Origin of the sequence: Streptomyces sp. NPDC096040, from assembly GCF_040303265.1 — a bacterium.
GTDB lineage: Bacteria > Actinomycetota > Actinomycetes > Streptomycetales > Streptomycetaceae > Streptomyces.
On sequence record NZ_JBEOTA010000004.1, the window covers coordinates 227,370 to 243,992 of the forward strand.

The following is a 16,623-nucleotide window of genomic DNA, read 5'->3' on the forward strand; positions in this document are numbered from 1 at the left end:
GCGGCCCGCCGCACCACCGTGCCGCCTCGGTCCCGTACGGCCTGATCACACCCGATCGGCGCCTGCGGGACCGAGGCGTTTCCCGTACCGGCCGTACCAGTCGTATGGCCGTACCGGTCGTACCGAAGAAAGTGAGCCAGTGACCGTGTCCGCAGTCTCCGACCGTCTGCCCACCTTCCCCTGGGACAAGCTGGAGCCGTACAAGAAGACGGCTGCGGCGCACCCGGACGGCATAGTCGACCTCTCGGTCGGCACCCCGGTGGACCCGGTCCCCGACCTGATCCAGAAGGCCCTGATCGACGCGGCCGACTCGCCCGGCTACCCCACGGTCTGGGGCACCCCTGCGCTGCGCGACGCGATCACCGGCTGGGTCGAGCGCCGCCTGGGCGCCCGCGAGGTCACCCACCGCCATGTCCTGCCGATCGTCGGCTCCAAGGAACTCGTCGCCTGGCTCCCCACCCAGCTGGGCCTCGGCCCCGGCGACCGGGTCGCCTACCCGCGCCTCGCGTACCCCACGTACGAGGTCGGCGCCCGTCTGGCCCGCGCGGAGTACGAGGTCTACGACGACCCGCGCGAGCTGGACCCGAGCGGCCTGAAGCTCCTCTGGCTGAACTCCCCGTCGAACCCGACGGGCAGGGTCCTGTCCCAGCAGGAGCTGACCGAGATCGTCGCCTGGGCCCGTGCCCACGGCGTCCTGGTCTTCTCCGACGAGTGCTACCTCGAACTGGGCTGGGAGGCCGACCCGGTCTCGGTCCTGCACCCGGACGTGAACGGCGGCTCGTACGACGGCATCGTGGCCGTCCACTCCCTCTCCAAGCGCTCCAACCTGGCGGGCTACCGCGCGGCCTTCCTGGCCGGCGACCCGGCGGTCCTCGGCCCCCTCCTGGAGATCCGCAAGCACGGCGGCATGATGACGTCGGCACCGACGCAGGCGGCGGTGGTGGCGGCCCTGTCCGACGACACCCACGTCCGGGAACAGCGTGAGCGCTACGCGGCCCGCCGCGGCCGCCTCCGCGACGCGCTCGTGGCTCACGGCTTCCGCATCGAGCACAGCGAGGCGAGCCTCTACCTCTGGGCGACGAGGGACCAGTCCTGCTGGGAGACGGTGGCCCACCTGGCCGAGCGCGGCATTCTGGTGGCACCGGGCGACTTCTACGGCGAGGCGGGCGAAAAGTTCGTACGCGTGGCGCTCACGGCGACGGACGAGCGCGTGCGGGCGGCCGTGGAGCGGCTCTCCTGAGTGACGCGCCCGAGGGTCCGCAGCCAACGCACAACGAGAAGGGACCCGGGGAAACCCCGGGTCCCTTCTCACACCACCGGCGCCGCGGCGTCAGCCGCCCAGCGGCAGGCCCTTGACCGGCAGCCCGCCCGGGGTCAGCCCCTGCGTCGGCAGGCCGCCCTTCGTCGCCGTGGCCGCCGTCTCGCCCAGCAGCCCACCGGCGGAGCCGGCCGCGTCGCCCGCGGCGTGCTGCACCACCGGCGCCGCCACCTTGACGGCCTTGCCGCCGGTCTTGCCCGCGGCCGGCAGCGCCGACTCGACCGCATTGCCACCGGTGTGGGCGACGGCCCCGGTGACGTTCTGCGCCGCAGCGTCGGCGGTGTTACCGACGCTCGCTCCGTCCAGGGCGGTCAGACCACCCAGGTTCGGGGCGGCCGGCAGACTCGGGGCCGCGCTGGCGGAGCCGGCCGCACCGACCCCGGCAGCCGCTCCCGCTGCGACGAGCAGCGCGGCACGGGCGATCCGGCGGGTCAGAGGGAGGGACATGATGCTCCATTCGACGGGAGGGAACGTGATCGCCGTGACTACCGCTCGAAGCCCGCGAAGGTTGCGGAAGCCGAAGGTAAAGAATTGATAACGCATCGCATTATCGGGTGTGGATAAAAACGGGCAAAGAGTGCCTGGGTCGAGACCCCGCCGAAACCCGCAGAATCCTTACGGCCCTGTGCTCCCAAGGGGCTTCGCGCATGCGCCAGTGGCCGTCCGAACACCTGGGCACACCAGGTGCGCGATCCGCCCGGGCCGACCCGGCGGAGTGAAAGCTCGAACTACTGCCCGGTCACGATCCGCACCGACGCAACGGGCTTCTCGGCACCGCCCGTTCCCTGCGAACCGGACGTCGGCTGCCACCGGCTGTCCGTGCTCCCGGCGGACCACTCACGGCCGGCGTACGACACCCGCTGGATGTGCAGCGCCGAGGCGTTGGCCACCGCCCAGTGCGCCAGCTGCCAGCCGCGCTCGCTCTCGGTGCGCCCGGACCTGTCGGTCTTCCCGCCCTCCGGCACCGGCACGGTCACGGTCCTCCCGTGCGCCGTAGCGGTCACGCTCGGCGTCGGAGTCGGCGAACTCGCGGACGAGCCGTTCACCTCCGCACCGGCCTCCTCGACCGCGTCCCGCCCGAAGTCCCGTACCAGCGCGGTCCGTACCGCGTCCGGGCCCGTCGCCGCCGCCTCCGTGGTGGCCGCCGGGCGCCCGTCGCAGGTCAGCGTGGCCGCCGCCCGCCCGGTCAGCGCCGCCGCGAGCAGCGTGGCGTCGGTCTCGTGCTTGGCGTACGCCTCCGGGTAGCCGCTGCGCTGCACGCGCTGCGCGGCCACCGTCAGCGGCAGGGTCTCGTAGTCGGGCACCTTGGCCAGGTGGGCGTAGAACATGCCCGCCGCGTACGCCGGGTCCAGGATCTGCTTCGCGGTGCCCCAGCCCTGCGAGGGCCGCTGCTGGAACAGGCCCAGCGAATCAAGGTCGCCGTGCTGGATGTTGAGCAGTCCCGACTCCTGGATCGAGGTCGCCAGGGCGATGGCCACCGCCCGCTCGGGCATACCTCTCCCGGTGCCGACGGCGGCGATCGTCGCCGCATTCACCGCCTGCTCGGGCGTGAACTGGTACGACTCGCCGCCGTTGCGGTCCGAGACGACCTTGCAGCCCTCGGCGCCACCGCCTCCGGTGACGTACTGGACGACCAGATAGGCCGCGACGGCGCACAGAATCAGCAAGCCCGACACGAAGCGCAGGACACGGCGGCGACGCTTGGGGCGGATGGGGGACGGCTCTGGCACGCGTACAACATACTGGACAGTACGAGGCGCTCACCGTCGGGCCCGTAAGCCTGTGAACCCGGCCGCTCGGTGGCGCGCGTTAGGGTCGGGACCATGGCCGACACCTCGCTTGACCTCTCGCTGGACGCCGCCGCGCTGACCGCGCGACTCGTCGACTTCCCCTCGGAGAGCGGCACCGAGAAGCCGCTCGCGGACGCCATCGAGGCCGCGCTGCGTGCCCTGCCGCATCTGACGGTCGACCGCCACGGCAACAACGTGATCGCCCGGACGAACCTCGGCCGCTCCGAGCGCGTGATCCTGGCCGGCCATATCGACACCGTTCCGATCGCCGAGAACGTGCCGTCCAGGCTGGACGACGACGGCGTGCTGTGGGGCTGCGGCACCTGCGACATGAAGTCCGGCGTCGCGGTCCAGCTGCGCATCGCGGCCACCGTCCCCGCCCCGAACCGCGACCTGACCTTCGTCTTCTACGACAACGAGGAGGTCGCCGCCCACCTGAACGGTCTCAGGCATGTCGCCGAAGCCCACCCGGAGTGGCTGGCAGGCGACTTCGCGGTCCTCCTCGAACCCTCCGACGGTGAGGTCGAGGGTGGCTGCCAGGGGACCCTGCGCGTCCTGCTGAGGACCACGGGCGAGCGGGCCCATTCCGCGCGCTCCTGGATGGGCTCCAACGCGATCCACCGGGCCGCCCCGATCCTCGCCCGCCTCGCCGCCTACGAGCCGCGCTATCCGGTCATCGACGGCCTGGAGTACCGCGAGGGCCTCAACGCGGTCGGTATCTCGGGCGGGGTCGCGGGCAACGTCATCCCCGACGCGTGTGTGGTCACCGTCAACTTCCGGTACGCCCCCGACCGTTCCGAGGAGGAGGCGATCGCGCATGTCCGCGAGGTCTTCGCCGACTGCGGGGTCGAGGAGTTCATGGTCGACGACCACAGCCCCGGGGCGCTGCCCGGCCTCTCCCACCCGGCCGCGGCCGCGTTCATCGAGGCGGTCGGCGGTACCCCGATGCCCAAGTACGGCTGGACCGATGTCTCCCGTTTCTCGGCCCTCGGCGTCCCGGCGGTCAACTACGGTCCCGGCAATCCGCACTTGGCGCACAAGCGGGACGAAAGGGTCGAAACCGGGAAGATCCTGGCGGGCGAGGAGCGTCTGCGCGCCTGGCTGGCCGGCTGAACCACACGACGGCGCTTCGCACCAGACATGCCGACGTCCCGCGCCTGTAACCCGGGTGGATCTACGCTGAGGCAGATATACCTGCAAGCGGAGGGAGCGCACACATGCCTACCGGGAACCCCGAGGGGAAGAAGGTGCCGCCGGACGAGCAGCGCCTGGGACCGGTCCTCCGACGGCGCGGTCAGGTGACCGCGAGCACGACGGACCAGCGTCTGCTGGACGCGGGCGGCCCCTCCGACTGGGTCCACACGGACCCCTGGCGGGTGCTGCGCATCCAGTCGGAGTTCATCGAGGGCTTCGGCACGCTCGCCGAACTCCCGGCCGCGATCAGTGTGTTCGGCTCCGCGCGGACGCCGGTGGACTCGCCGGAGTACGAGGCGGGTGTGCAGTTGGGCCGGGGCCTGGTCGAGGCCGGCTGGGCGGTCATCACGGGCGGCGGGCCCGGCGCGATGGAGGCGGCCAACAAGGGCGCCCTGGAGGCGGGCGGCGTCTCCGTCGGCCTCGGTATCGAGCTGCCCTTCGAACAGGGCCTCAACCCGTACGTCGACATCGGCCTGAACTTCCGCTACTTCTTCGTGCGGAAGATGATGTTCGTCAAGTACGCGCAGGGCTTCGTGGTCCTGCCCGGCGGCCTCGGCACCCTCGACGAACTCTTCGAGGCGCTCACCCTCGTCCAGACGCAGAAGGTCACCCGCTTCCCGATCGTGCTGTTCGGCAGCGCGTACTGGGGCGGCCTGGTGGACTGGCTCCGCAACACCCTGGTGGCCCAGGGCAAGGCCTCGGAGAAGGACCTCCTCCTGTTCCACGTGACGGACGACGTGGACGAGGCGGTGGCGCTGGTCTCCAAGGAAGCGGCCCGCTGAAGCCGACGTCCTGCCCGCCCACTTCTCGACCGACCGAGTCGGGTGGTGGGTGGACGGCGGGCTACGCCAGGCCCCGTCGGGCGACCGTCGGGGGGCGGTGGCCCGCGAGTGACGCCACCATGTCGAGGACCTGGCGGGTCTCCGCCACCTCGTGGACGCGGTACACCTGAGCCCCCAGCCACGCCGACACCGCCGTCGTGGCCAAGGTGCCGATCACCCGTTCCTTCAGCGGCCGGTCCAGCGTCTCGCCGACGAAGTCCTTGTTGGACAGGGAGACCAGCACCGGCCACCCCGTCTGCACCATCTCGCCCAGCCGTCGCGTCGCCTCCAGGCTGTGCCGGGTGTTCTTCCCGAAGTCGTGCCCGGGATCGATCATCACCGACTCCCGGGGCACCCCCAGCGCCACGGCCCGCTCGGCCAGCCCGAGGGTCACCCGCAGAATGTCGGCCATGACGTCGTCGTACGTCACCCGGTGCGGCCGTGTCCGCGGCTCCGCCTCACCCGCGTGCGTGCAGACCAGCCCGACCCCGTACCGCGCCGCGACCTCCGCCAGCCCCGGGTCGACCCCGCCCCACGCGTCATTGAGCAGATCCGCCCCGGCCTCGCAGACGGCCTCCGCGACCGACGCCCGCCAGGTGTCCACGCTGATGACGACCTCCGGGAACCGCCGGCGCACCTCCGCGACGAAGCCGACGATCCGCCGTGCCTCCTCCTCGGCCGTGACCTCTTCGCCCGGCCCGGCCTTCACCCCGCCGATGTCGATGATCGCGGCCCCCTCGGCGATCGCCTGCTCCACGCGCGCGAGGGCCGGTTCGTCGCGGAAGGTCGCACCCTGGTCGTAGAAGGAGTCCGGTGTCCGGTTCACGATGGCCATGACCACCGGTTCGTGCGGTGCGAACTCCCGCCTGCCCAACCTGAGCATCGCCTGTGACCTCTCGTAGTAAGTCCCTCGGTACGACCGCCTGCGACCCTAACTGTCAGACTCGCATGGCACGATCGGACACAGACACATTCGACACCGAGCACACTGAGCACTCTGAGCGCCAGGAGTGCTGCACCGAGCTTCATCGAGCCTGGGGGCCACCGCGATGGTTATGTTCTTGTTCCTGGTCGTCGCGCTCGCGGTCGTGGTCGCCGCGGTCACGCTCTCCGTGGTGAGCGGCGGCGAGAGCGGCCCGCTTCCCGAGGTGGCGCCCGAGCGTTTCCAGGACCCGCTGCCCCCGGACCGCCCGGTGAACCGCGCGGACGTGGAGAGCCTCCGCTTCCCCCTCGCCCCGCGCGGCTACCGCATGGCGGACGTCGACGACGCGCTCAGCCGCCTCGGCGCCGAGCTCGCGGAGCGCGATGCCCGGATCACCGACCTGGAGTCCGCGCTGGCCGGCGCCCAGGCCGCACCCCACACCTCGCCGGCCAAGCCCGAGCCGGAGGACCGGCCGTGACCGACGGAGCGGTGGTGGCCGGGCCGGACGGCAAGCTGCGCTGCCCCTGGGCCCTGTCCACCGCGGACTACGTGGCGTACCACGACGAGGAGTGGGGCCGCCCGGTCCACGGCGACGACGCCCTCTACGAACGCCTCAGCCTGGAGGCCTTCCAGTCGGGCCTCTCCTGGATCACGATCCTCCGCCGCCGCCCCGGCTTCCGGGCCGCGTTCGCCGACTTCCGTATCGAAAAGGTGGCCACCTTCACGGACGAGGACCGGGAGCGGCTTCTGGCGGACCCGGGCATCATCCGCAACAGATCGAAGATCGACGCGACGATGGCCAACGCAAAGGTCCTGGCGGAGTGGGCGCCGGGCGATTTGGACGAGCTGATCTGGTCGTACGCCCCGGAGCCGGGTATGTACCCGGCTCCGAAGACCATCGCCGACGTACTGCCGGTGACGCCGGAGTCGATGGCCCTGTCCAAGGCCCTGAAAAAACGCGGCCTGCGCTTCATCGGCCCCACGACGGCCTACGCCCTGATGCAGGCGTGCGGCTTGGTGAACGACCACTTGGAGACGTGCGTCGCCCGTAGCGCCTCTTGAGGGGCGCGGGGCTATGTCGGCTGCGGCTGCCGCCGCGTGGGCGCGACCAGCCCCCACACGCCCGCAGTTCCCCACGACGAGTCACCGCCCCGAATACTTGGGCTTCTCCTTGTTCACGAACGCCTGCACGGCGATCCCGTGATCCTCGGAGGCCCCGGCCCGGGTCTGCAGCTCGTCCTCCTTGTCCAGCGTCTCTCCTAGGGAGTGCGTGAGCCCGAAAGCCACCGCCTCCTTCAGCGCCGCATAGGCCACCGTCGGCCCCTCGGCCAGCTTCCGCGCGGTCTTCTCGGCCTCGGCGCGCAGCTCGGCCGCGGGCACGACGCGATTCGCGATCCCCCAGTCATACGCGTCCTGCGCGCTGATGCTCCGGGGGAAAAGCAGCAGATCGGCGGCCCGCCCCGGCCCCACAACCCGCGGCAACGTCCACGACACACCGGAGTCCGCGGTCAGCGCGACCCCCGCGAACGACGTGTTGAAAGCGGCCGTATCGGCGACCACGCGGTAGTCCGCGGCCAGTGCGAACCCGAACCCGGCGCCGGCGGCGACGCCGTTCACCGCGGCCACCACCGGCTTCGGCGCCCCGGCCAGCGCCCGCACGATCGGGTTGTAGTGCTCCCGGACCGTCGTCATCGTCTGCCCCGACCCTGTCTCCCGGTCGGACGCGAGCAGCGTGATGTGTTCCTTGAGGTCCTGGCCCACGCAGAACGCCCGGTCCCCGGCGGCGGTCAGCAGGATCGCCCGGACGGCCGTGTCGGCCGCCGCTTCCTGCGCGACCTCACGAAGCGCGACCTTCGTCGCGATGTTCAGCGCGTTCATCGCCTCGGGGCGGTTCAGCGTGATCGTCGCGAGTCCGTCGCTCACCTCGTAGAGCACGGTGTCGGTCATGGTGCGTCCCCTCCGTCGTCTCCGTCGTCGCGGCTGACGTACCGCTCAGTACGTCGATGTCCGAAGGACAGCATGGCGGAGATCGCGGTCCGGGGACCGGACCCGTCGTGTGACCTGCGTCAAAGAAATCCGGAGCCGACTCGGTCGGCGTAAGGACGCGGGGCGGCGCAGTATCGCAGTCACATCGCCGAATTGAGTGGTTTTGCTCGCGCGCGTTGCTCAAGCGATGCCGACTGATGTTGGTCATCGGGTCCTGAGATGCGGGATAATGGCTTGGAAGCAATGTGTTCGATGCCGGTGACGCGTGTCCCGCCAGGATCGCGCGTGCCCACGCGGGCCGTCGGCAGACGATGAGCTGTTTTCAGGAAGGGGAACCAGCATGGCGGCCATGAAGCCGCGGACGGGTGATGGCCCGCTCGAGGTGACCAAGGAGGGGCGGGGCATCGTCATGCGCGTTCCGCTCGAAGGCGGCGGTCGGCTCGTCGTCGAGCTGACCCCTGACGAGGCCGCGGCGCTCGCCGACGCCCTCAAGAACGTCGTCGTCTGAGGCGTCAGCGACCACACCCTTTCGGCCGCCCCGGCATCGTATGCTGCCGGGGCGCTGCCGTACCCGCGGTCCTTCCCCGCCGAGGTCAGCGCTTGACGGCGCAGAGCAGTCCGTCGCCCACCGGCAGCAGCGACGGCACCAGCTCCGGGGTCTCCCGGACCGTGCGCAGCAGCTCGCGCAGCCGCAGCACCTCGGTCGGCTGCGGTCCGGAGTCGACCGTGCGGCCGTTGGCGAAGACGCCCTCGAATACCACCAGGCCGCCCGGGCGCAGCAGGCGCAACGATTCAGCGAGATAGTCGCAGTACTCCTGCCGGTCGCCGTCGCAGAAGACCAGGTCGTAGCCGGCGTCCGCGAGACGGGGGAGGACGTCGAGGGCGCGGCCGGGAATGAAACGGGCCCGGTTACTCGCGAAGCCGCAGGCGCGGAAGGCCTGCCGGGCGAACTGCTGGTGCTCCGGCTCGGGGTCGACGGTCGTCAGGACACCGTCCGCGCGCATGCCGTGCAGCAGATGCATCCCGGACACCCCGCACCCGGTACCGATCTCGGCGACGGCCTTGGCGTCCACGGAGGCGGCGAGCATACGCAGCGCGGCGCCCGTGCCGGGCGACACCGAGCGCAGCCCTGCCTCGCGGGCCCGGTCACGGGCCCACCGCAGCGCTTCGTCCTCGGCGACAAAGGCGTCGGCGAACGCCCAGCTCGTCTGCCGGTTGCCGGTAATGACCCTCTCCTGTCCCCGTGGTTGCCTGGGCGTGACTGTATCCGTTGGCGCCGGGAACCTGCTGATGGGACCAGGCGTTTAGAGGGGTGGAAGACAGGGCGGGGGGACACGAATGGATCACGACGACGAGACACTGGACGAGCAACCGCTGGTGCGGCCGGACGAGCCGTATCAGCACAGATCAAGTTCTTGTAAAACCGCTTATCCGGCGCTAACGGGCGAGGTGGCTATGGTAGGGGCTCCACTGGACACCACCAGAGCCGACAGGGGAGGTGCGGCCGCGCCTGGGGATCGGGGAGGAGTGCTACGGCGCTTCCTCGGATCGCCGGGCAGGCCGAAATCCGTGAACGACACCGCTGCTGACCCCACCCACGCCGACGCGCTCGCCATGGGCGAGGACCGGACCGCGACCTTCTCCACCGACGCGGACGGGCAGGCATGGACTCCGCCCACGTGGGAGGAGATCGTCAGCACGCACAGCGGCCGCGTCTACCGCCTGGCCTACCGCCTCACCGGCAACCAGCACGACGCCGAGGACCTCACCCAGGAGGTCTTCGTCCGCGTCTTCCGCTCCCTGTCGACCTACTCGCCGGGCACCTTCGAGGGCTGGCTGCACCGCATCACGACCAACCTGTTCCTCGACATGGTCCGGCGCAAGCAGCGCATCCGCTTCGACGCCCTCGGCGAGGACGCGGCCGAGCGCCTGCCCAGCCGTGAGCCCACCCCGTCCCAGGCATTCAACGACGCGCACTTCGACGCCGACGTCCAGCAGGCCCTCGACACCCTCGCGCCCGAGTTCCGCGCCGCCGTCGTCCTGTGCGACATCGAGGGACTGTCGTACGAGGAGATCGCCGCGACCCTCGGCGTCAAGCTCGGCACCGTCCGCTCCCGGATCCACCGTGGCCGCTCCCAGCTGCGCAAGGCCCTCGCGCATCGCTCCCCGGAGGCCCGCAAGACCGAGCGCCGCTCCTTCGTGCCCCGTGTTCCCGCACTGGGAGGAGGGGGCGCGTCCGCGTGAGTGGTTCCCGACCGAAACCCGCCGAGCGACAGCTCGCCGAGCAGCACCTGGGAGACCGACTCTCCGCCCTGGTGGACGGAGAGCTCGGTCATGAGTCGCGTGAGCGCGTCCTGGCCCATCTGGCGACCTGCGCCAGGTGCAAGGCGGAGGCGGACGCCCAGCGCGCGCTGAAGAACGTCTTCGCGGAGGCCGCCCCGCCCCCGCCCTCCGAGAGTTTCCTGGCCCGTCTCCAGGGGCTGCCCGGGGGCGGCGACACGGACGGCGGCGGTTCGCCGTTCGGCGGCGGAGGCCCCTCGGGACGCCGGTCCGGCAGCGGGATCTTCGGCGTGAGCCAGGAGGACCGCTTCGAGTTCGGTTATGTACCGGCCCACCCGCACGACTCGGCCGTGGCCGCCGACCGGGGCTTCCGTATCCACGCCGTCGGCCGTCCGGACGCCGACCGCTCCGCCTCGCGCGGCATGCGGTTCGCGTTCGTCGCCGCCGGCGCGGTCTCGCTGGCCGCCGTCGCCCTCGGCGGGGTCACCGCAGGACTGCCCGGCTCCCCGGCCGCCGGCGCCCGCACCGGCACCGGCGGCGGCAGTGTCGCACCGGCCGGTACGACGGGCACGGGCACCGCGGGCGCCGCCGACTCGCAGCGCCGCCGCTCGCTCACCCCGCTGCTGGCCTCCGGCACCCTGCTGGGCACCACCGCCGCGCCCACCTCGGTCTCCGCGCCGCTGCTGCCCGGGGTGCCCTCCCCGGCCGCCGGAGGGAAGGCGCTGCGGGAACTGACCGCACCGGTACTGGCCGGCGCGGCCGCGGTCTCCCCGCTGATACGACCGCTGAGCGCCAACCCGCCGTTCGCCCTCACCTCGTGGACCACCACCCCCGAGGCGACCGGCGCCGCCCTGCTCGCCGCACCCGCCCCCGACACGACCTCCGCTCCCTCCCCTTCCTCCGCCCGCGCGGCCCGCTGACCATCTGCTGAACGGCCCCTGCGCGGTGACCCGCGAACCTGGTTGAATCCTGCGAGCCAACCTGCCCGTGGCGGCTGCCCCGGGCGCGGATTCGCCCTTCCGCGGCCCGCCCCTGAGCGCGGGCCGCGGTTCGCCCGCGAGGAGACCATGGACGAGGGGATGCCGACGTCACCGGAGACACCCGGCGACGCGGTGACCGCTGCGGGGGAGCGGGCCAAGGAAGTGACACCGGCCGCGCCGAGCCGGGCGCCCGGCGACACCAACGGCGACTTCGCACTCGCGCGACCGGCGGCGGCCCCCGCCGGGAACGTCCAGGAGGCCCAGGAGACACGGGAGGCTTCCAAGACCGAGGCCGAGACCGACGGCGGCTTCGAGCTGAGGCCGCCCGTCCCGGCCGCCGACCGGCCCCAAGAGCCCCAGCGGCCCCGGCACACCCCGGACCCCTACAGCACCCCGCCCTATGGCCGCCCGGGCCCCTGGGCGGACTGCGGGCGGGCGATGTCATCACCGGGCTCGACGGGCAGTCCGTCCACTCCGGTGAGGAACTGTCGTCCGCACCCGCGCACACCGCCCCGGCGACCGGTTGAGCCTCACCGTCGAGCGCGCCGGAGCGGAGAAACGGCTCACGCTGGTCCTCGGCTCCTCGGACAGCAACTGACAGGAACGTCACAGGCGGGACCCCACTCGTGCCCCGACTAGGCAAACAACCCGGAAAACCGGTCGTACACACGCAGTCGGACACCTCGGGACGGTACCGGTCGGACCGGTACGCCGGGTACCGTGGACCCGGCCCGGACCACGGAACATCCGCAACAGCGACCGGAGGGCCGAGGACCGAGGACATCGCAAGGAGCTTCAGGTGTTCAATGACATAGGACCACTCGAGCTGGTGACCATCATTGTGCTCGCCGTGCTCGTCTTCGGTCCGGACAAGCTCCCGAAGGTCATCCAGGACGTGATGCGGACCATCCGCAAGATCCGGGAGTTCTCGGAGAGCGCCAAGGCGGACATCCGCGAGGAGCTCGGCCCGGAGTTCAAGGACTTCGAGTTCGAGGACCTCAACCCCAAGACCTTCGTCCGCAAGCACCTGGACAGCGACGAGCTGGGGCTGAAGGAGATCCGCAACGGCTTCGACCTGAAGAAGGAGATGGCCGAGGTCACGGACGCGGTGCACAGCCGCGAGACCGACTCGTCCCCTTCCAAGGGTGCGGCGGGTGGCCGGATCGACATGACCAAGAAGCCCGACGACTCCGGCGAGGACGACCGTCCGCCGTTCGACGCGGACGCCACCTGAGCTTTACCGGATACCCCGACCTGAGCGGCGCACGTGACGCGTTTCATACCGCGTCCGCGCCGCTCACGGCTTGATCCCGCCGCACGCGCGACCCACGCGCCGGGCGGTTTCGCTGCTGCTCCCAGCGGTGTGGATATGCTGCCGAGTTGTTGTGCGGACCGGACGAGTGCGCCCGAAGGGGGGCGGGCCGCCCCGGACCGACGAGAGCTAGGAGGCGTCCGGGCAGATGGAGACGACAAGTCGGGTGGGCGGACAGACGCCGGTCACGGAGGACGGACAGCAGGTCCCCTCCGCCCGTCGCACGGTCGGCGGCTACCTGGAGGCGCCCTTCCCCTGGTACGGCCTCGACGAGGCGTTCACGGGGCCTCGCTGGCTGATGCAGGTGGGTACGGCGGCCGACGGCGCGGTGGAGCACGGGTCGATCGGACACGGGGACGAGCCGTCGGTGCGGAACGAGCACCTCGCCGCGTCCGTCGGTGAGCCGAGGGAGAAGTTCGCGGTGGTCGTGACCGTCGCGGCGAATCCGTCCCGCAGGAGCGCCGACGGGACGGGATTGCTGGAGGCCACGTCCGTGTCGTCGGCCGCGTGGCTGGCAGGGGTCGGTCTGCTGTCGTTCACCTGGCCCGGGCAGATGGACCACAGTCTGCGGGACGACTGGCTGGAGCAGCAGACCGAGACGGCGTGGGAGTTGGCCGACGAGCTGAGCGGACCGGAGTGGTCCACCCTCTCGCTGCCGGTGGACGGGGTGGCTACGCCGTTCCACTACCGGGAGTCGGAGTTCGGGTGGGTGCTCGCCGGGTCCACGTCACAGGGGGTGCATCTGGGGGCGTACGGCAGGGGGATGTCCGCGTACGGGCTGGGGTTCGCGGTGGTCAAGGACATCACCGCGTACGCGTGAGACGTGAGAAAAGGGGCGCCGGTGGTTTTGGCGCCCCTTCGCCGTAGGGGTTGCGGGTCGTGTGCGACCACGCCCTAGAACTTGTTCTTCGGGGTGATCCCCAGGGACAGTCCCGAAAGGCCCCGCTGCCGTCCCCCCAGCTTCCCCGCGATGCCCCTCAGCGCTGCTCCCGCCGGGCTGTCCGGGTCCGTCAGGACGACCGGCTTGCCCTCGTCGCCGCCCTCGCGGAGGCGGAGGTCGATGGGGATGTTGCCGAGGATCGGGACGTTCGTACCCGTCGTGCGGGTGAGGCCGTCGGCGACCAGCTGGCCGCCGCCCGTGCCGAAGACGTCGACCATCTCGCCGCAGTGCGGGCAGGGCAGGCCGGACATGTTCTCGACCACGCCGACGATCTTCTGGTGGGTCTGGACCGCGATGGAGCCGGCGCGCTCGGCGACCTCCGCCGCCGCCTGCTGAGGCGTCGTCACGACCAGGATCTCGGCGTTCGGGACCAGCTGGGCGACCGAGATGGCGATGTCACCCGTGCCGGGCGGGAGGTCCAGGAGGAGGACGTCGAGGTCGCCCCAGTAGACGTCCGCGAGGAACTGCTGGAGGGCGCGGTGCAGCATCGGGCCGCGCCAGACCACGGGGGCGTTGCCCGGCGTGAACATGCCGATCGAGATGACCTTCACGCCGTTCGCCGACGGCGGCATGATCATGTTCTCGACCTGGGTGGGGCGGCCGTCCGCGCCGAGCATGCGCGGGACCGAGTGGCCGTAGATGTCGGCGTCGACCACGCCCACCTTGAGGCCGTCGGCCGCCATCGCCGCCGCCAGGTTGACCGTCACGGACGACTTGCCGACACCGCCCTTGCCGGAGGCGACCGCGTAGACGCGGGTGAGGCTGCCCGGTTTGGCGAAGGGCACCTCGCGTTCGGTCTGGCCGCCGCGCAGGGCGGACGCCAGCTCCTTGCGCTGCTCGTCGCTCATCACGTCCAGGGTGACGTCGACGCGGGTGACGCCGTCGACGCGGGAGACCGCCTCGGTGACGCGCTGGGTGATCGTGTCGCGCATGGGGCAGCCGGAGACCGTCAGGTACACGGTGACCGCGACCGCGCCGTCCTCCCCGATCTCCACCGATTTGACCATCCCCAGTTCGGTGATGGGTCGGTTGATCTCCGGGTCGTTCACCGTCGCCAGTGCCTCGCGCACCGCGTCTTCGCTAGCCATACAGACGATGGTACGGCGCGGCGCTGGGCCCCCATAACGCCCCTCACCGGTCGTCTACGTCACGCCTCGACGACCGTTCTGCCGGGAATACGACACGGCCGTCCCGTCGCTCGTCCATCTCCTGGAGCAGGACCTGGAGCTCGGAGCGGATCCAGTCCCGGGTCGCCACCTCGCCCAGGCCCATGCGCAGCGCGGCGATCTCCCGGGTGAGGTACTCGGTGTCGGCGATGGACCGCTCGTTCTGCTTGCGGTCCTGTTCGAGGTTGACCCGGTCGCGGTCGTCCTGCCTGTTCTGCGCGAGCAGGATCAGCGGGGCCGCGTAGGAGGCCTGGAGGGACAGGGCCAGGGTCAGGAAGATGTACGGGTACTGGTCGAAGCGCAGGTTGCCGGGCGCCGCGACGTTCCACAGCACCCAGGCGATGACCACGACCGTCATCCAGACGATGAACCGCCCGGTGCCCAGGAACCGCGCGATGCGCTCGGACAGCCGGCCGAAGGCGTCCGGGTCCCACTCGGGCACGATCCGCCGCCGGGGCGGGCGCGGCTGGTCCAGACGGGGCCCGCGCGGCCGGGTGGCCGCGGTGGCGCCGGACGGCGTCCGCTCGCGGGTGCTGTCCCGTTCAGGCGCCACGGTTCCCCACCCCCTTCTCCTCCGCCTGCTCCTCCTCGTCCAGGTGGAACTCGGTCTCCCGCCAGTCCTCCGGCAGCATGTGGTCCAGTACGTCGTCCACGGTCACCGCGCCCAGCAGCGACCCGGTCTCGTCCACCACGGGCGCCGCGACCATGTCGTACGTGGCGAAGAACCCGGCGATGATCGGGAGGGTGGCCTCGGGGTCGAGCGGTTGCAGGTCGTCGTCGATGAGCGAACTGACCAGGGTGTACGGGGGGTCGCGCAGCAGGCGCTGGAAGTGGACGGTGCCCAGGTATTTGCCGGTCGGGGTCTCGTCGGGCGGCCGGCAGACGTAGACCTGGGCGGCGAGGGCCGGGGAGAGGTCGGGGTTGCGGACCCGGGCGAGGGCGTCGGCGACGGTGGAGTCGGGCCGCACCACGATCGGCTCGGTCGTCATCAGACCGCCGGCCGTGTGCTCCTCGTACGACATCAGGCGCCGCATCTCGGCCGCGTCCGCCGGCTGCATCAGGCTCAGCAGCCGCTCCTTGTCCTCCTCGGGGAGTTCGGCGAGCAGGTCGGCCGCGTCGTCCGGGTCCATGGCCTCCAGGACGTCCGCCGCCCGCTCCTCCTTCAGCTTGCCGAGGATCTCGATCTGGTCGTCCTCGGGGAGTTCTTCGAGTACGTCGGCCAGGCGCTCGTCGTCCAGTGCGGCGGCCACCTCGGCGCGGCGCTTGGCGGAGAGGTGGTGCAGCACGTTGGCGAGGTCGGCGGGGCGCAGCTGCTCGAAGGTGGCGAGCAGGCTCTCGGCGCCCTGGCCGTGCTCCTCCAGGGAGAAGCCGGTGACCTGCGACCACTCGACGGTGAGCGACTCGCCCCGGGTCCGCCGGAAGGTGCCCGTCCGGCCCTTGCGGACGAAGACGCGGTCGATCTCCCACTCCCGGCGGGCCTGCCGCTGCTGGGCGCCCAGGTCCAGGACGGTGACCTCCTCGCCGGTCTCGACCAGCTGGACCCGGCGGTCGAGGAGTTCACCGAAGACCAGGCGCTCGGTGGGCCGCTGCTCGAAGCGGCGGACGTTGAGCACGCCGGTGGTGATGACCTGGCCGGACTCGATGCTCGTCACCCGGGTCATGGGCAGGAAGATACGGCGCCGGGTGGACAGTTCGACGACCAGGCCGAGCAGCCGCGGGGGCTTGCGGCCGACGCGCAGCATGACGACGAGGTCCCTGACCCGCCCCACCTGGTCGCCGTTGGGATCGAAGACGGCCATGCCGGCGAGGTGCGAGACGAAGATCCTGGGAGCGCCGGCTGCCATGGGACCGCTTCCTTTTTCTGCCGAGGTGCAGCTGTCTGCTCGCTGCCGAGGTGCAGCTGTCCGCCGAAGT

Annotated in this window: 18 protein-coding genes and 1 pseudogene; 11 read left to right on the forward strand and 8 right to left on the reverse strand. The window is 71.4% G+C overall.

The window, feature by feature from the left end; genetic code table 11:
* Positions 1-145: 145 nt before the first annotated feature.
* Positions 146-1,240 (forward strand): bifunctional succinyldiaminopimelate transaminase/glutamate-prephenate aminotransferase, encoded by a 1,095-nt coding sequence (locus ABTY98_RS06555; protein ID WP_352219891.1) that lies wholly within the window; start codon positions 146-148, stop codon positions 1,238-1,240.
* Positions 1,241-1,330: 90 nt separating this feature from the next.
* On the opposite strand, the gene ABTY98_RS06560 is transcribed toward ABTY98_RS06555, so the two are convergent.
* On the reverse strand, positions 1,331-1,765 hold the full coding sequence (locus tag ABTY98_RS06560) for an ATP-binding protein (RefSeq protein ID WP_352219751.1): 435 nt from the start codon (positions 1,763-1,765) through the stop codon (positions 1,331-1,333).
* A 281-nt stretch (positions 1,766-2,046) separates the two neighbouring features.
* Positions 2,047-3,048: a VldE C-terminal domain-containing protein gene (locus ABTY98_RS06565; protein WP_352219752.1), complete on the reverse strand. Its 1,002-nt coding sequence runs from the start codon at positions 3,046-3,048 to the stop codon at positions 2,047-2,049.
* A gap of 93 nt (positions 3,049-3,141) precedes the next feature.
* Between ABTY98_RS06565 and dapE the strand changes: the two genes are divergently transcribed.
* Together dapE and ABTY98_RS06575 are read left to right on the forward strand one after the other, a co-directional pair.
* Positions 3,142-4,221 carry a succinyl-diaminopimelate desuccinylase gene (gene dapE / locus ABTY98_RS06570; RefSeq protein WP_352219753.1) on the forward strand — a complete coding sequence of 360 codons (1,080 nt, stop codon included), beginning with the start codon at positions 3,142-3,144 and terminating at the stop codon, positions 4,219-4,221.
* A gap of 104 nt (positions 4,222-4,325) precedes the next feature.
* Entirely contained in the window at positions 4,326-5,084 is a 759-nt protein-coding gene (locus ABTY98_RS06575) for an LOG family protein (RefSeq protein ID WP_352219754.1), read from the forward strand.
* 61 nt (positions 5,085-5,145) lie between these two features.
* Here the strand turns inward: ABTY98_RS06575 and folP are convergent, their stop codons facing one another.
* The gene (folP, locus tag ABTY98_RS06580; RefSeq protein WP_352219755.1) at positions 5,146-6,006 is read right to left on the reverse strand and encodes a dihydropteroate synthase; all 861 of its coding nucleotides are present in this window, start codon (positions 6,004-6,006) and stop codon (positions 5,146-5,148) included.
* Between the two features lie 166 nt (positions 6,007-6,172).
* On the opposite strand from folP, the gene ABTY98_RS06585 reads away from it, so the two are divergent.
* Together ABTY98_RS06585 and ABTY98_RS06590 are read left to right on the forward strand one after the other, a co-directional pair.
* Positions 6,173-6,523 carry a DivIVA domain-containing protein gene (locus ABTY98_RS06585; protein ID WP_352219756.1) on the forward strand — a complete coding sequence of 117 codons (351 nt, stop codon included), beginning with the start codon at positions 6,173-6,175 and terminating at the stop codon, positions 6,521-6,523.
* Entirely contained in the window at positions 6,520-7,107 is a 588-nt protein-coding gene (locus ABTY98_RS06590; RefSeq protein WP_352219757.1) for a DNA-3-methyladenine glycosylase I, read from the forward strand. Before ABTY98_RS06585 ends, ABTY98_RS06590 begins: the two co-directional genes overlap by 4 nt.
* A gap of 81 nt (positions 7,108-7,188) precedes the next feature.
* On the opposite strand, the gene chcB is transcribed toward ABTY98_RS06590, so the two are convergent.
* Entirely contained in the window at positions 7,189-7,992 is an 804-nt protein-coding gene (gene chcB, locus ABTY98_RS06595) for a 2-cyclohexenylcarbonyl CoA isomerase (RefSeq protein ID WP_352219758.1), read from the reverse strand.
* A gap of 379 nt (positions 7,993-8,371) precedes the next feature.
* On the opposite strand from chcB, the gene ABTY98_RS06600 reads away from it, so the two are divergent.
* The gene (locus tag ABTY98_RS06600; protein WP_004950282.1) at positions 8,372-8,539 is read left to right on the forward strand and encodes a DUF3117 domain-containing protein; all 168 of its coding nucleotides are present in this window, start codon (positions 8,372-8,374) and stop codon (positions 8,537-8,539) included.
* 85 nt (positions 8,540-8,624) lie between these two features.
* Here ABTY98_RS06600 and ABTY98_RS06605 read toward each other — a convergent pair whose 3' ends face one another.
* Positions 8,625-9,323: an O-methyltransferase gene (locus tag ABTY98_RS06605; protein ID WP_352219892.1), complete on the reverse strand. Its 699-nt coding sequence runs from the start codon at positions 9,321-9,323 to the stop codon at positions 8,625-8,627.
* A 235-nt stretch (positions 9,324-9,558) separates the two neighbouring features.
* Between ABTY98_RS06605 and sigE the strand changes: the two genes are divergently transcribed.
* The 5 genes and pseudogenes from sigE to ABTY98_RS06625 all read left to right on the forward strand — a co-directional run bounded on the left by sigE (position 9,559) and on the right by ABTY98_RS06625 (position 13,423).
* Positions 9,559-10,275, forward strand: coding sequence for an RNA polymerase sigma factor SigE (gene sigE, locus ABTY98_RS06610; protein WP_352219759.1), 717 nt, complete (start codon positions 9,559-9,561; stop codon positions 10,273-10,275).
* The gene (locus tag ABTY98_RS06615; protein WP_352219760.1) at positions 10,272-11,231 is read left to right on the forward strand and encodes an anti-sigma factor family protein; all 960 of its coding nucleotides are present in this window, start codon (positions 10,272-10,274) and stop codon (positions 11,229-11,231) included. The genes sigE and ABTY98_RS06615 overlap by 4 nt, the downstream gene beginning before the upstream one ends.
* 467 nt (positions 11,232-11,698) lie before the next feature.
* Positions 11,699-11,889, forward strand: a pseudogene (locus ABTY98_RS42255) (PDZ domain-containing protein); the annotation flags it as partial.
* Positions 11,890-12,090: 201 nt separating this feature from the next.
* Positions 12,091-12,525 (forward strand): sec-independent translocase, encoded by a 435-nt coding sequence (locus ABTY98_RS06620; RefSeq protein WP_352219761.1) that lies wholly within the window; start codon positions 12,091-12,093, stop codon positions 12,523-12,525.
* A gap of 226 nt (positions 12,526-12,751) precedes the next feature.
* The gene (locus tag ABTY98_RS06625; RefSeq protein WP_352219762.1) at positions 12,752-13,423 is read left to right on the forward strand and encodes a hypothetical protein; all 672 of its coding nucleotides are present in this window, start codon (positions 12,752-12,754) and stop codon (positions 13,421-13,423) included.
* Between the two features lie 74 nt (positions 13,424-13,497).
* On the opposite strand, the gene ABTY98_RS06630 is transcribed toward ABTY98_RS06625, so the two are convergent.
* From ABTY98_RS06630 to ABTY98_RS06640, 3 genes are read right to left on the reverse strand one after another with little or no spacing between them, the layout of a single operon-like run.
* On the reverse strand, positions 13,498-14,631 hold the full coding sequence (locus ABTY98_RS06630) for an Mrp/NBP35 family ATP-binding protein (RefSeq protein ID WP_352219763.1): 1,134 nt from the start codon (positions 14,629-14,631) through the stop codon (positions 13,498-13,500).
* Positions 14,632-14,674: 43 nt separating this feature from the next.
* Positions 14,675-15,262 (reverse strand): DUF1003 domain-containing protein, encoded by a 588-nt coding sequence (locus ABTY98_RS06635; RefSeq protein ID WP_352219764.1) that lies wholly within the window; start codon positions 15,260-15,262, stop codon positions 14,675-14,677.
* Positions 15,252-16,553 (reverse strand): magnesium transporter MgtE N-terminal domain-containing protein, encoded by a 1,302-nt coding sequence (locus ABTY98_RS06640; protein WP_352219765.1) that lies wholly within the window; start codon positions 16,551-16,553, stop codon positions 15,252-15,254. The genes ABTY98_RS06635 and ABTY98_RS06640 overlap by 11 nt, the downstream gene beginning before the upstream one ends.
* Between the last annotated feature and the right edge of the window lie 70 nt (positions 16,554-16,623).